General features: G+C 39.0%; 14 protein-coding genes. 3 read left to right on the top strand and 11 right to left on the bottom strand.

The window, feature by feature from the left end; translation table 11 throughout:
* Nucleotides 1–143 precede the first annotated feature (143 nt).
* The 6 genes from nox to H7U04_RS00810 form a co-directional block, all read right to left on the bottom strand.
* Nucleotides 144–1,517, bottom strand: a complete 1,374-nt coding sequence (nox, locus tag H7U04_RS00835; RefSeq protein WP_048675487.1) for a H2O-forming NADH oxidase — start codon at nucleotides 1,515–1,517, stop codon at nucleotides 144–146.
* Between the two features lie 289 nt (nucleotides 1,518–1,806).
* Nucleotides 1,807–3,345, bottom strand: coding sequence for an ABC-F family ATP-binding cassette domain-containing protein (locus tag H7U04_RS00830; RefSeq protein WP_073689810.1), 1,539 nt, complete (start codon nucleotides 3,343–3,345; stop codon nucleotides 1,807–1,809).
* Nucleotides 3,346–3,483: 138 nt separating this feature from the next.
* Nucleotides 3,484–4,014: an ECF transporter S component gene (locus tag H7U04_RS00825; RefSeq protein ID WP_073689809.1), complete on the bottom strand. Its 531-nt coding sequence runs from the start codon at nucleotides 4,012–4,014 to the stop codon at nucleotides 3,484–3,486.
* Nucleotides 4,004–4,861, bottom strand: a complete 858-nt coding sequence (locus H7U04_RS00820; RefSeq protein ID WP_201059226.1) for a pyridoxamine kinase — start codon at nucleotides 4,859–4,861, stop codon at nucleotides 4,004–4,006. Before H7U04_RS00820 ends, H7U04_RS00825 begins: the two co-directional genes overlap by 11 nt.
* Complete coding sequence (locus tag H7U04_RS00815) at nucleotides 4,862–5,371, bottom strand: ECF transporter S component (RefSeq protein WP_048675476.1); 510 nt, start codon at nucleotides 5,369–5,371, stop codon at nucleotides 4,862–4,864.
* A 136-nt stretch (nucleotides 5,372–5,507) separates the two neighbouring features.
* Nucleotides 5,508–6,038, bottom strand: a complete 531-nt coding sequence (locus H7U04_RS00810) for a DUF5067 domain-containing protein (protein WP_073689807.1) — start codon at nucleotides 6,036–6,038, stop codon at nucleotides 5,508–5,510.
* A 159-nt stretch (nucleotides 6,039–6,197) separates the two neighbouring features.
* Between H7U04_RS00810 and H7U04_RS00805 the strand changes: the two genes are divergently transcribed.
* On the top strand, nucleotides 6,198–7,463 hold the full coding sequence (locus H7U04_RS00805) for a PLP-dependent aminotransferase family protein (RefSeq protein WP_073689806.1): 1,266 nt from the start codon (nucleotides 6,198–6,200) through the stop codon (nucleotides 7,461–7,463).
* A gap of 40 nt (nucleotides 7,464–7,503) precedes the next feature.
* Here the strand turns inward: H7U04_RS00805 and H7U04_RS00800 are convergent, their stop codons facing one another.
* The 5 genes from H7U04_RS00800 to pheS all read right to left on the bottom strand — a co-directional run bounded on the left by H7U04_RS00800 (nucleotide 7,504) and on the right by pheS (nucleotide 12,862).
* A complete protein-coding gene (locus H7U04_RS00800; RefSeq protein WP_002891184.1) occupies nucleotides 7,504–7,842 on the bottom strand; it encodes an ATP cone domain-containing protein in 339 nt (112 codons plus the stop codon).
* A gap of 91 nt (nucleotides 7,843–7,933) precedes the next feature.
* The gene (locus H7U04_RS00795; protein ID WP_049545159.1) at nucleotides 7,934–8,515 is read right to left on the bottom strand and encodes a hypothetical protein; all 582 of its coding nucleotides are present in this window, start codon (nucleotides 8,513–8,515) and stop codon (nucleotides 7,934–7,936) included.
* A 68-nt stretch (nucleotides 8,516–8,583) separates the two neighbouring features.
* Entirely contained in the window at nucleotides 8,584–10,992 is a 2,409-nt protein-coding gene (pheT, locus tag H7U04_RS00790) for a phenylalanine--tRNA ligase subunit beta (protein ID WP_110981467.1), read from the bottom strand.
* Between the two features lie 291 nt (nucleotides 10,993–11,283).
* On the bottom strand, nucleotides 11,284–11,802 hold the full coding sequence (locus H7U04_RS00785) for a GNAT family N-acetyltransferase (RefSeq protein WP_110981468.1): 519 nt from the start codon (nucleotides 11,800–11,802) through the stop codon (nucleotides 11,284–11,286).
* Between the two features lie 16 nt (nucleotides 11,803–11,818).
* A complete protein-coding gene (pheS, locus tag H7U04_RS00780) occupies nucleotides 11,819–12,862 on the bottom strand; it encodes a phenylalanine--tRNA ligase subunit alpha (RefSeq protein ID WP_048675462.1) in 1,044 nt (347 codons plus the stop codon).
* Between the two features lie 437 nt (nucleotides 12,863–13,299).
* Between pheS and H7U04_RS00775 the strand changes: the two genes are divergently transcribed.
* Nucleotides 13,300–13,509, top strand: coding sequence for a helix-turn-helix transcriptional regulator (locus H7U04_RS00775; protein WP_073689802.1), 210 nt, complete (start codon nucleotides 13,300–13,302; stop codon nucleotides 13,507–13,509).
* Nucleotides 13,510–13,522: 13 nt separating this feature from the next.
* The gene (locus H7U04_RS00770) at nucleotides 13,523–14,068 is read left to right on the top strand and encodes a DUF3278 domain-containing protein (protein ID WP_013990427.1); all 546 of its coding nucleotides are present in this window, start codon (nucleotides 13,523–13,525) and stop codon (nucleotides 14,066–14,068) included.
* Nucleotides 14,069–14,110: the final 42 nt, after the last annotated feature.

The following is a 14,110-nucleotide window of genomic DNA, read 5'->3' as shown; positions in this document are numbered from 1 at the left end:
ATCTTCATAAGTCAATTTCATAATAAAAACACCCCAAAAGTTAGATTTTTTCTGTCTAACTTTTGGGGTGCAGTTCAGTAGGAGGCTTTTTTCGTATTAAAAAAAGAAAAAACAGCTAATTCGACTGAATTAGCTGTTGAAGATTATTTAGCTGAGATTGCTGCTTTAGCAATATAGCTAAGCGGTTGGTTAAAGTGTGGCAAGAAGAACAAATCAAGCAATTGAAGACGGTCAATAGTTACACCTTCTTGGATAGCCAATGAGAACATGTGGATTCCCATAGAGATGTCCATGCGTGATACCATTTGAGCACCAAGAACTTTGCGTGTATCTTTGTCATAGACGATTTTGATTGTAACGTCTGCATTTTCATCTTCCATAAAGGCAGCTTTTTGAAGATCTGTTGAAGATACTACTGCTGGATTGAAACCAAAGCGTTTTGCTTTTTCTTCTGTCAAACCAGTTGATACCATGTTCAAACCATAGATTGAGATACCATTTGATCCTTGAACACCGTTTGATTCAACATCGCCACCACCGGCATTATGACCACCGACAATACCTGAACGAACAGCGTTTGAAGCCAAGGCAATGTAGTTCACATCATCAAGGGCATTGTCATAAACGGTAGCACAGTCACCAACTGCATAAACATCTTTGATTGATGTTTCTTGTTTCTTGTTAACAAGGTAAGCGCCATTACGGAATGTTTCCAACTTACCAGCACCGAGAGCTGTGTTAGGACGGAAACCAACAGCAAGAACAACCATATCGACATCGTAAGCATTTTTATCTGTAACGATGCGTTCTACCTTAGTTTCACCTTCTACTGCTTTAACAGTTTCACCAAATGCCAATTTAATACCGTGGCTTTCCATATTTTTAGCCATAAGGTCAGTCAAGTCATGGTCGTAATAACCTGCCAAACATGTATCAACAACGTCGATAAGGATAACTTCTTTTCCATGACGTTGGAAAGCTTCAGCCAATTCAACACCAATGTAACCAGCACCTACAACCGCTACACGTTTGATATCTTGAGATTTGTCGTTCAACTTATCAATAACTTCTTGAGCGTTTTGGAAAAGTTTAACAAATTGAAGGTTTTCAAGCGTAGCTTCGAAAGTACGGCTACCTTCTTTAATTTCGGCACCTTCGATTGGAGGCAAGATTGGTTGAGAACCTGTAGCCAAAATCAATTTGTCATATGATTCAACATGCTCTTTACCATCTACGAGGGCTGTAACAGTTTTACCATCAAAGTCAATAGACTCAACTGGTGAGTTCATATAAACTTTAGCGCCCTTGCTTTCAAGTCCTTCTTTGTTGGCATAGAAAAGACCATCAGAACCTGAGATTTGATTACCGATCCAAAGGGCCATACCACAACCCAAGAATGAAATGTTAGAGTTTTGGTCGAAAACAACTACTTCATTTTGGTCTCCGTAATTATCGAGAATAGTATTAATACTAAAAGTACCAGCGTGGTTAGCACCAACAACTACGATTTTTGACATAAGTTTATCCAACTTTCTTTTGATAATAGTTTACTAATTTATTCTACCATAATCGGAAAACGGTTACACCTTTTATGCTCAGACTTTGTTACTTTTTGAACAAATTAAATTTGTATGCTCAAAACCCAAATAGGCCACGACAAAATCTGTAGAAAAACACTTTATGATGCTGACGACCTTCCTCTACACCATCTCCGTCTTATCAAGTCTTAGTAAGTCTACTCGTCTCTTTATCATAAAAAAAGAGTGAACAAGTCTCTCTTTAGAGAATGCCAACACTCTTTTATCTCTATACTAACTCATTAAAATCCCAAACATCTGTCCAACCTTCATAAAATTCGGGTTCGTGACATACCATGAGGATACTACCTTTAAAAGCCTGAAGGGCACGCTTCAATTCATCCTTAGCGTCAACATCCAAGTGGTTGGTCGGTTCGTCCAGAACAAGGACATTATTTTCACGATTCATAAGGAGACAGAAACGAACCTTAGCCTGTTCTCCACCTGAAAGCACCTGAATTTGACTTTCAATATGCTTAGAGGTTAATCCGCATTTGGCTAGAGCTGCACGAACCTCAGCTTGATTTAGAGCTGGGAAAGCGTCCCAAACCGCTTCAAGAGGCGTCTGACGTGAGCCTTCTGCTTCTTGTTCAAAATAACCTAGGTCAATAAAATCACCTGTTTCAACTTCTCCTTCGAGTGGTTGAATAATACCAAGCAGGCTCTTAAGCAAAGTGGTCTTACCGATACCATTGGCACCGACAATAGCTACCTTTTGATTACGTTCGAATGTAAGATTCAATGGAGCCTTGGTCAACGGACGGTCGTAACCAATAACGAGATCTTTGGTTTGGAAAATAAAGCGTCCAGGTGTACGACTTTCCTTGAAATGGAATTCTGGTTTTGGCTTCTCTGCCTGCAACTCGATAATTTCCATCTTATCCAATTTCTTCTGACGCGACATGGCCATATTTCGAGTAGCAACACGCGCCTTGTTACGGTTAACAAAATCTTGAAGGTCTGCAATTTCCTTTTGCTGACGTTCATAGGCTGCTTCCAATTGAGCTTTCTTCATTGCATAGACAGATTGGAAATTGTCATAATCACCTGCATAGCGAACCAGATCTTGATTTTCAACATGGTAGACAATGTTAATCACATCGTTTAGGAACGGAATATCGTGCGAAATGAGGACAAAGGCATTTTCATATTCTTGAAGATAGCGTTTAAGCCAGGCAATGTGTTCAGCATCCAAGTAGTTGGTTGGCTCATCAAGAAGCAAGATATCTGGTTTTTCAAGCAATAACTTAGCCAAGAGAATCTTGGTACGTTGACCACCTGAAAGGTCCGTTACATCTGTATCCATACCAAAATCCATGACACCTAGTGCACGGGCAACCTCATCAATCTTAGCATCTAGTGTATAGAAATCACGCGTTTCCAAACGATCCTGAAGTTCACCTACTTCTTCCATCAGAGCATCAACGTCGACTCCTTCGTCAGCCATAGACATGTAAATCTCGTTGATGCGTTCTTCAGTTTTAAAGAGCTCATCAAAAGCCGTACGAAGGACATCACGAACGGTCATCCCCTTTTCAAGAACAGCATGCTGATCCAAGTAACCCGCTGTAACGTACTTAGACCACTCTACCTTACCTTCATCTGGCTGCAATTTTCCAGTAACGATAGACATGAAGGTTGACTTTCCTTCACCGTTAGCACCGACAAGACCAATATGCTCACCTTTGAGCAAACGGAATGAGACATTTTCAAAAATAGCACGGTCACCAAATCCGTGACTAAGATTTTTGACTTCTAAAATAGACATAGCATATCTGGGCTAAAACAGTCTTCAGCCCTTTCCTTTCTTGACATTAACTCTACTATTTTACCATTTTTTAGTGAAAATTTGGACCTATGCTTTTGGAAAATTAAAAAGAAAAAGCAGGACCAACCTGCTAACTCTTTAGTTTCTCTGTAAAATACGTTTAAAGACAGGATATAGGAGAGGAACTGCAATAATAGTCACTACTGATGTTCCAAAGGTTCCCCCTATTTTAGTAAGAGCCAATACCATGGCAGCATTTACTGGTAAACCCGCAACGATACTATTAATAATCGTATACTTAATAAAATTCAAAATAATTTTGGTTACTGCAGCTATAACTCCAATGATTATGATATTTACCATTTTGTCATTTGATTTTAGTAGCTTTTCAAAAACAAAATAGAGCACCAGACAGACAATCAAGGATTCTAAAATAGTAATCCAGACCTCGGCAGCATAACCATTGATAATATCAAATAGCCCCAACCCTACTGTTGCGACTAGCGCACCTTTTCTGGCTCCAAAAATCAAAACAGCAATCACAACTAGGGCATTTCCCAAATGGACAAATTGAGGTCCAAAAGGAATACGAATAAACTGTACGCTCACAATAATTAAAGCTGCATACAAACTTAGGATAACTAATTCACGTGTTTTATCACTTTTCATTTTTCTCCTCCAATAGGGCATTAAAACCACTAAATAATAAACCAATATGAGGCTCATAGCATAGGCCGTATTTTAAAGGACGACCATCGGACAGTGTTGATGAAAGAACTCTATCCATGACATCCAAGGCCAAATCACAAACCTTTAGTAAATCTAGGTTATAAAAGTAACCAGCTGATAAGATTGCCGTTAGTAAATCGCCACTTCCATAAAAATGAGATTGATAACTTTTCCTCATAAGATAAGCCGTTTCATTAGTCTCTTTATCAAAATAAGCCAGCCCAATTTTGTCTGTCTCAAAAGAGATACCTGTCACAATAACTTTCCGAGTGCCAAGCTTGGCCAAATCTCTCAAAAGCTTTTCAACAGTGACTTTATCATAGGAACCTGCTTCAAGATATGGAGTATCCGTCAACAAGGCAGCTTCTGTCAGATTGGGAATGATGACATCTGCTTGTTGACAGAAATCTTTCATGGCTTCTACATAGTTTCTATCAAAACCTTGATAGAGACGGCCATTGTCAGCCATAATAGGATCAACAAATAGAGGTATCTCTTTATCGCGAGCTAATTGACCTACAAGTTTTAGTTCTTCTTCTGACTTAAAATAACCACTCACAAGGCCATCTACTTTAAAATCCAAGTGCTCCCACTGCTTACAAAACCCTTTTAGGTCATCTGTAAAGTCACGTACATAAATATTATTAAAGTCCCCTGTATGCGAAGATAAAAGAACCGTTGGCAAGGGAAGGACTTCAGTTTGACAGGCTGACATGATAGGGAGGCTACTAGTCATAGCAACCTTACCTAGACCAACGAGGTCATTGGCAACAATTACTTTGGTCATCTATTTCCCTTCCCATGTCTTTTTAAACTGTTTAACAAAGCTTGTGTGGAAATAAATGTAATAGGCCACTCCTAAACCAAGAATAGCAGCTACAAGGTCAAATGGAATCTTCATAATAGCATAAGCTGGCGTACCATAGATAAAGGCTCTTCCTAAGCCATAACCTACTAGATCAATAATAGCCCCAAGCAAGAGACCTAAAGATGCCCTAGATTTGCTCAATTCTCCTAAACGCCCTCCAACAATGAGTGCAATAGCAAGAACTTGAAGGCTGTGTGTTACTAGAGTTACCCACATAGGAAGAGGGTAAAAAAGAAAATCTCCAATAAAGGAACCTACTCCCGCAATAATAACTGCTTCTGTAGGTGGGAAAATTAAACCAACTAGGAAAATAACAATCCCGTTAAAATAGAAATGACCTCCTGGCACAGGGATAGATAAGAGACTCGAACTCAAAATAATGACAAGTGCCATAAAAAATGCAGAAATGGTTAAACGTTTTGCTGACATACCTAAAACTCCTTAGTCAATAAATATAGTATAAGTTTATGAAAATTCTGACGATTAAACAAGATAGTATTTTTATTACTGTATGGGTACAGATTTTGAGCAATAAAAAAACCACACGAACGTGTGGTGATCAAACTTATTGAGCTTTTTTATCAAAATATTTGACAGGTGCCTTTTCAAGATTTTGTAGTGAAAGCTTGGCTGTCGCGTTTGCCTCAGTACCATAATCAGAGAAATCAATGTTAAGATCATGATCAAAATCCGCAACGGCATAGTCAACAACGATTTCTTTAACTTCCTTAGGAGCAATCTGGGTTTTATTTGCAATCTTATCTCGGTCATCATCTTTAGAAAAGACCATTGTTGCCACCTTCACTTCTTCCTTCTCTTGTTTCACATCAAGGACTACCTTCATCAAAAGAGTGTAAGCATTCATGGTTTCTTTACTTGAGTTGCTAAGTTTATAGTAAACGCGTACAGCTTTTTGACCTTCTGGTGATTCGATTTTAGTTGCAGAAAGAACTTGTACACTAGCATCTTGTCCTGTAAATAGCATTTTGTTTTTATCGTAGGTCCAAGTAGGCTCTTTCTCGGGTGTACAAGCTGACAAACCGATAATAGTCAAGCATGCAAGAGCGAGAAGTCCTAAGATTTTCTTAAAAGTCATTCTTATAATCTCCTTAAACTTATTTGGAAGGGGAATTTAGTTTTACCTTACAACCTTCTTATTATGTCAAAATCTAATAATCTTGTCAAATTTCTCTGGGCCTATTGCTCTGAGAAGGGAAGTAAGGTAAAATAAGGAAAAATCTGTAAGGGGTCAGTTATGAGTATTTATCAAGATATTGTCGAGACCATTATAAAAGATATCCAAAATGGTACTTTAAAAAAAGGGAGTAAGCTCCCCTCTATTCGTCAACTTAGCCAGACTTATGCCTGTAGTAAGGATACAGCTCAAAGAGCACTCTTGGAACTCAAATATCAAAACTATATTTACGCCGTACCCAAAAGTGGCTATTATGTTCTCGAAGGACGCAATGAAGTCGATAATAAGGTCCTTCTTAACCTTAACGATTACAATCAATTAGCCTACGAGGATTTTAAACTTTGTTTGGATGAAAGTTTGGCAGGTCATCAGGACTACCTCTTCAACTATTATCATGAACAAGCTGGACTCAAAGATTTGCTTGAAGCCTTAAAGAGTCGATTAATTGCTGACGATATTTATGTCAATTCAGATCAGATTGTCATAACCTCAGGAAGTCAACAGGCCCTCTACATCCTTTCACAGATGGATTTTGGTAATGGTGGCCACAAAATTCTTTTAGAACAACCTACCTATCATCGCATGAACCAGCTTGTCAACCGTCAAAATCTAGCTTACGAGACGATTAACCGTGGTTTTGATGGTTTGGATTTTGACCGCTTGGAAGAGTATTTTAAATCTGGACAGATTAAGTTCTTCTATACTATCAGCCGTTACTCCAATCCTCTCGGATTAAGCTATAATGCTAGCGAAAAAGAAAAGCTAGCCCAACTTGCCAATCAGTATAATGTTTATATCGTCGAGGATGACTATATGGGAGACTTTAGTGATAGTAAAAATCTCCCTATTCACTACTATGATACTCAAAATCAGACCATCTATATCAAATCCTTCTCCATGACCCTTTTTCCAGGTTTGCGACTAGGTAGCCTTGTTTTACCTCCTAATCTTAAGTCTACCTTTTTGAGCCACAAGGGACTTATTGACTATGATACCAATCTCATCATGCAAAAAGCACTTTCCGTTTATCTCGAAAATGGCATGTTCCAAAAAAACATTAAGAAACTTGGTGACCTCTTTCAACAAAACATGGCTAAAAGTCAAGCAATCATTGACAAATCTAAGGTTAGCATTCCTTATCAGATTTCCCCTAGACATGTGACCTGGCAACTTCCTAAGGAGTTTTCACTTGAAAAATTCAAAGCCCACAAGCAGATTCGTTTTTTAGAATCATCCTTTATTAGACCAACTTCTGAAACTTATCTGCAGATAGGTCATGGACAGGAACTGGAATCCTTTTTAAAAATTTTAAAAAAGACAAAGTGACAATTAGACACAACAAAAGCCATCGCTTGATGGCTTTTGTTTATTTAGTCTGCTCAAAACGTAGGTGTACAATTACTTTGTCACCATAACCGTTACGCTCCAAATCTCGTTGCAAACGGTATGAAATATAATGCTCAGCAATATTGATAAAGCCTGCTTCCATGAGACGATTTTCAACCAATGACTGAATCATGTTGATGGTTGGGCGTTCTACCTGAGCATCTTGAAGATCAAGCACTACTTTTTTCGTAACTTGAGCAAGGTTTTGGCGCCAAGTATCGTCGAGAACATACACAGTCTGTGCTGCTTTTAAGATGGCTTGGTAAATTTTATCAGGATCAAATTCAGCAACTTGACCATTACGTTTAATAATTTGCATGGCTACCCTCTTTTCATGGCTTTTTCTTTTATTATGCAGAGAATTTACATATTTGTCAAGTGCAAATCCCTGAAAGAGCTATCCAGACTGCTTATTCCCAGAATTTAGAAATGTAAACTGGTTTTCCATGTTTATCAAAGGAAAGCGTTGCAGTATAGGAATCTGACTCAGGGTGCCGCATATAATTAGCGATTCTTTTATCGCCGTTTATCAGGTGAATGTCATAAGTCTGCCCGTCAGAACTTTCAAAGTGAGCATTAATCCTAGCACTACTCGTTTTAGACCCAACATGACTAATATCTATTTGTTCAACTTTACCATCAATGGTTTTAGCTATAGGTCCTCCATAATCCTTGTAAATAGTGACGGTAGCTAAAACATCCTCAACCAAAACATAGGTCATTCCGAAAATAAACAGATAAACTATTGGGATGACAATGAAAGATAATTTACTTTGACAAAACTTTTCCTTTTGCCATGCCCAGATATCTTGAGGTGACATGATTAAAAACTTCTTAACATACTGATGAACGAGTAACCTATAGACTAACACTAAAAATGTTAATTGCCCCAAGGGATAAGCAAAACTGGGTAAGCCATCAATAAGTACATTGACTTTATCAGATTCAAAAGTGTAATGTCCCCATACCCCGTCAAAGAACTCTAAAAACAAATTATCTCCTTTATGTAATATCGTCTAATCACTTAAAAATCCATCTTCTCAGATGGATTTTCTAATGATTAACGTACTTCTGCTTCGACCTTTTCAGTGAGAGCTTTAGTAATTTTTTCCATGTATTTAGCAACTTCTTCGTCTGTAAGGTTGTCATTTGGATTTTGGAAGGTAAGGCTATAAGCCATTGATTTCATACCTGAACCAAGTTTTTCACCTGCGTAAACGTCGAAGAGTTTAACGGCAACCAAGCGTTTGACTCCTGCAGAGTAGATAGCATCCAGAACTTCTTGATGAGTTATTTCTGCCTTGAGAAGAAGGGCGATATCACGTGATACTGCAGGGAATTTTGTGATTTCAACAAATGGTTGATCTGGTTGCAAGGCAGCTTCTACAGCACTAAGGTTAATTTCAGCCACATAAGTCTCAGGAATGCCATAGTTTTTGGCAGTTTGTGGGTGAACTTGACCAAGGAATCCAATAGTTTGACCATCAAGCACAATAGCAGCTGTACGACCTGGGTGCATGCTTGCTAGGTCTTTTGTTGGTACATAGTCAACTGAAACTTCAAGTTTATCAAAGAGTGCTTCAACAATACCTTTGGCATAGAAGAAATCAACTGGCGTTGCTTTGGTTTGGAAATCTTTTTCAGCTACAAGACCAGAAATAGCGAAGGCAAAGGTATTGATTTCATTTGGCAATTCCTCTTTTGGATTACCCTTTTGTTCAAAGACCTTACCGATTTCGTAAATGGCAACGTTACTATTCTTACGGTTAACATTGTAAGCAACAGTATCAAGCATGCCAGAAACCATATTCTGACGGAGAGCTGAACGGTCAACAGTCATTGGCCACATCAACTCAGTCAAATTACTTGGTGTCGCAGCAAATTCAACGGCTTTTTCAGGTGTTGTCAAAGCATATGAGATGATTTCAGTCAATCCAGCACCTTCAGCAATGCTACGAACCTTACGGCGAAGTGCTTGTGTTTCAGTCAATTCACCGGCTGTTCCTGCTGCTTCTGGAAGTGTCGTAGGCAATTTCTCGTACCCGTAGATACGTGCAATTTCCTCAACCAGGTCTGCTTGGATACTGATATCCCAACGACGACGTGGTACAGATACTGTGAATTTATCAGCATCACCTGTCAATCCAAAACCAAGTTTCGCAAAGACTTCTTCAATATCTGCAAAAGTCAATTCTGTACCAAGGCGAACATTTACATAATCAAGACTTGTAGAAACTTGAACTGGCTCTGTATCAACTGACCCCGCTTGAACACGGCCTGCAAGCACCGTTCCATTTGCCAATTCTTGCAACATTGCTGCAGCAAAATCAAGCGCTTCAAGGACAGTATCGTTATTGATACCTTTTTCAAAACGTGATGATGATTCTGAACGAAGGTTGAGACGACTACTTGTCTTACGAATTGATTTACCATCAAATACAGCAGCTTCGAGAACAACATTTTTAGAATTGTCATCAATCTCAGTTGATGCACCACCCATAACACCTGCTAGGGCAACTGGTTTGTCAGCAACTGTAATAACAATATCTTCAGTAGTCAATTCACGTTCTTCACCATCGAGAGTCACCAATTTTTCACCCTCACGGGCATCACGGGCAACGATTCGTGAATCTTCAAATTTGTCCAAATCAAAGGCGTGCATTGGTTGTCCAAAGTAAAGAAGAACATAGTTTGTCACATCTACCACATTGTTGATTGGACGGATACCAGCATTCATAAGAAGGTTTTGTAACCATTGTGGACTTGGTTGAACAGTAACATTCTCAACCACACGGCTAGCATAAGTAGCTACTTTATCGCTTTCGATAGCTACTGAAATCTTATCAGAAGCTGGCTTGCTGTCTTCTGTGACTGTTTTTTCTGGGAAGTGAACAGATTTACCATAGATTGCAGCGACTTCATGGGCCACACCACGCATAGAAAGAGCATCAGCACGGTTAGGTGTGATTGACAATTCGATGATTTCATCATCAAGGTCGAGATATGGGAAAATGCTATCTCCAGGAACAGCATCTTCAGGCAAAATTTGGATTCCATCTGCAAATTCCTTAGGAATAATGCTATCTGGAAGTCCAAGTTCTGCCAAAGAACAGATCATACCGAGAGATTCCATGCCTCGAATCTTCCCTTTTTTAATTTTGTAATTGTCCGCAATGCGTGCACCAGGAATGGCAACAATTACCTTGATTCCAGCAGTGACATTTGGAGCTCCACAAACAATTTGACGTGGACCTTCAGCATCTCCTGTATCTACTTGACACAAGTGCAAGTGTGTTTCAGGTACATCTTCACATGACAAGACATGACCAACAACCAATTTAGACAAGCCTTCAGCAGGTGTTTCAACACCTTCCACTTCAATACCTGTCGTCGACATTTTTTCAGCGAGTTTAGCAGTGGTAACATCCACATCAACCAACTCTTTTAACCATTTATAACTAACTAGCATAATAATGATACCAAGCCCGTTAATAGCTCTCAGCAAAAATAGGAAAGGCAACGTTGGTGCATCAGCACCTAGGAGCCTTTATCTTTTTTGCCCAGAGCTTAGGGCGGGTTCAAATCCTTTCTGTATGATTAGGTACAAAACATTCAGATTCAAAAACAACTAATCTCGAACTTTGAGGTCGTATTCAAATCCTTTCTGTAATATAGGAATATGTATAGCTGATATAAGAGAAAGACGAACTGACACGTTTAATCGCCTTATAAACTCCTCTCTATCAACTTAATAATCGGTTTATAGTTTTAATTTAAGCAACCAGTCACAGTCTACTTTACCGTCACCAACCGGAAAATTGTGTTCTGCAAATTTTTCAAAGCCATATTTATCGTAAAAAATCTGTGCTTTGAAATTTCTTTCCCAAACACCCAACCAGGCCCAATCACAACCTAGATCACGGGCTTCCTGCAATGCAAATTCAAAGAGTTGCTTACCCAAACCCATGCCTTGGAAGGCCTGACTGATATAAATTCGTTGAATTTCAAATGCATTGTCCAAATGCTGCTCTGTTTGAGCAGAACCAACATTGGTCTTTAGAAAACCTGCCTTTTCACCATCAACGAGAATGAAAAAGTATCGCGATTCTTCATGAGTGATTTCATCTAAGAGAACTTCTTCAGAAAGTGCGGAGTCGAAGTAACCTTGCAACTGGGCCTCGGTGTTATCATGAGCAAAAGTCTCTCTAAAGGTGTCTTCGGAGATAACTTTTAATTCTGCTACTTCTTCCGGAAGAACCTTACGAATAACTACTGACATGACAACCTCCTAAACCTTATTTAAACTGTTCTGAGAAACGAACATCCCCTTGATAGAAACCACGGATGTCGTTGATACCATAGCGAAGCATGGCAATACGTTCTTGACCAAGACCAAAGGCGAAACCTGAATATTCTTCAGAATCAACACCTGACATCTCAAGCACTTGTGGGTGAACCATACCAGCACCAAGGATCTCAATCCAACCTGTCTTTTTACATACGTTACATCCTTTACCTCCACACTTGAAGCATGACACGTCAACTTCAACTGAAGGTTCAGTGAATGGGAAGTAAGAAGGACGCAAACGGATTTGACGTTCTGCACCAAACATTTTTTGAATAATCATCTCAAGCGTTCCCTTAAGATCACCCATTGAGATGTTTTTACCAACGACCAAACCTTCGATTTGGTGGAACTGGTGGCTGTGAGTCGCATCATCGGTATCACGACGGAAAACACGTCCTGGTGAGATCATCTTAAGAGGACCCTTAGAAAAATCGTGTTTATCAAGTGTACGAGCTTGAACAGGACTTGTGTGAGTACGAAGCAAAATTTCTTCCGTAATATAGAAAGTATCTTGCATGTCACGCGCTGGATGGTCCTTAGGCAAGTTCATACGTTCAAAGTTATAGTAATCTGTTTCAACTTCAAAACCATCAACGATTTGGAAGCCCATACCCAAGAAAATATCCTCAATTTCTTCAGCTGTTTGGCTAAGAATATGACGGTTACCAAGTTTGACTTGGCGTCCTGGAAGGGTTACGTCAAGACTTTCAGAGTCAAGTTGAGCTTGAATTTTAGCGGCTTCAACAATTTTAGCTGCTTCGTCAAGAGCTTCAGTCAAAACGTCACGAACTTCGTTGACCATTTTACCAACTTTAGGGCGCTCTTCATTAGGAAGGTCTTTAAGTCCCTTCAAAAGATCCGTCAAAGAGCCTTTTTTACCTAAAACTGCAACACGCAATTCTTGTAATTCTTTAGAGTGTTCACCACGCATTTCAGCCAATTTAGCCTGTGTTGAGGTTTTCAACTCTTGCAATTGTGTTTGTAAATCCATGAGATTCCTTTCTGATGTAACAATTTCGAATCGCAAACAAAAAACCACATGCCAAAACTCCAACCCGGAGCGTTGACACGCGGTACCATCCGTTTTTATCTAGTTTCCCAGACCTTGATTCGTCAGTCGTCTTCATGAGTGAATTCGCCAAACTTCCCTTGAGGAGGCTTCCAGTCCACGGCCTCCAATCCCTGTCAATTTCCATAAGGTTACTAGTCTCTACGACTTCTATTCAATTACCATTTATTTTACCAAAAAAGCAAAAAGCTTTCAAGAGCTGACAAAGAATACTTTAGTTAATACCAAATTAAAATTATGTCTAAGATAATTGACATATCTATAGGAACTTGCTACAATTATGTCAGATAAAGTTGACATAATTAATAAATTGCGACTTACAGCAACACATTAGCTTGTCTTTCAGAAGGAGTCCCATTATGAATCAGGTCAGGGAATTTAGAAAAAATATGGGGCTTTCGCAATTAGAACTCGCAAAGTCTATTGGCGTTTCCCGACAGACTATTAATATGATCGAAAATAACAAATATAACCCAACACTAGAGCTCTGTCTTAATCTAGCTAAAGCTCTAGATACGGATCTTAACAGTCTCTTTTGGGATGAAAATCCGAATAGAGATATAAGATAGAAAGAGGTAAATCATGATTAAAGAAACTTTCACTGACAAACTAATTAAACGTTTTTATGGTATCACAGGTCCTTTAGATGAACAAAAGCGCCAACAGGTTGATCGAATGGGTAACATAGCTTTCGTAGTTCTTTTCTTTACCTTACTTTGTGGTAATTGTATTGCCTTTCTTATAGGCTTTAAGTATCCCGAACTTGTAGCTCGTATTTATCCTATCCTCCTCTTGATTATCATTCTGTTAGTTAGCAGCATCCTTACTTATAAGTTAAAGATAAGTGCTGTTAATGCTTTTGACGAGGAAGAACTGACTGAGAAAGAGAAAAAACAACTTAAGCACGTGGGGCTTAAGTCAGGTTTATACTTTGGGATTAGCATGTTCTTAGGCATGCCCCTAGTTCACTTCTTAGTTGACAATAAAGACTATTTGACAGAATTATTCTCAATCCATAATATGCTATCAGGCATTTTTGAAGCTATCCTTTTTGGGGCTATCATGCAGGGCTTGGTCAATGCTGGTATCAAACAAGCCAAATCTCAAGCTGAGAAAGGTGACCAATAAAATAATAAAGACAAAGAAAAAATCCAGGTTTCCCAGCCTGGA

Source organism: Streptococcus sp. 22.1 (genome assembly GCF_016648645.1).
Classification (GTDB): Bacteria; Bacillota; Bacilli; order Lactobacillales; family Streptococcaceae; genus Streptococcus.
Note: the sequence above shows the minus strand (reverse complement) of the source record. Positions and strands in the feature narration are given on the sequence as shown.

Coding starts and splice junctions, on each gene's coding strand:
- H7U04_RS00810 (WP_073689807.1), bottom strand. CDS start 6,038: ATGACTTTTAAGAAAATCTTAGGACTTCTCGCTCTTGCATGCTTGACT.
- H7U04_RS00800 (WP_002891184.1), bottom strand. CDS start 7,842: ATGCAAATTATTAAACGTAATGGTCAAGTTGCTGAATTTGATCCTGAT.
- H7U04_RS00820 (WP_201059226.1), bottom strand. CDS start 4,861: ATGACCAAAGTAATTGTTGCCAATGACCTCGTTGGTCTAGGTAAGGTT.
- H7U04_RS00805 (WP_073689806.1), top strand. CDS start 6,198: ATGAGTATTTATCAAGATATTGTCGAGACCATTATAAAAGATATCCAA.
- H7U04_RS00815 (WP_048675476.1), bottom strand. CDS start 5,371: ATGTCAGCAAAACGTTTAACCATTTCTGCATTTTTTATGGCACTTGTC.
- H7U04_RS00775 (WP_073689802.1), top strand. CDS start 13,300: ATGAATCAGGTCAGGGAATTTAGAAAAAATATGGGGCTTTCGCAATTA.
- H7U04_RS00825 (WP_073689809.1), bottom strand. CDS start 4,014: ATGAAAAGTGATAAAACACGTGAATTAGTTATCCTAAGTTTGTATGCA.
- pheT (WP_110981467.1), bottom strand. CDS start 10,992: ATGCTAGTTAGTTATAAATGGTTAAAAGAGTTGGTTGATGTGGATGTT.
- H7U04_RS00830 (WP_073689810.1), bottom strand. CDS start 3,345: ATGTCTATTTTAGAAGTCAAAAATCTTAGTCACGGATTTGGTGACCGT.
- nox (WP_048675487.1), bottom strand. CDS start 1,517: ATGTCAAAAATCGTAGTTGTTGGTGCTAACCACGCTGGTACTTTTAGT.
- H7U04_RS00770 (WP_013990427.1), top strand. CDS start 13,523: ATGATTAAAGAAACTTTCACTGACAAACTAATTAAACGTTTTTATGGT.
- H7U04_RS00785 (WP_110981468.1), bottom strand. CDS start 11,802: ATGTCAGTAGTTATTCGTAAGGTTCTTCCGGAAGAAGTAGCAGAATTA.
- pheS (WP_048675462.1), bottom strand. CDS start 12,862: ATGGATTTACAAACACAATTGCAAGAGTTGAAAACCTCAACACAGGCT.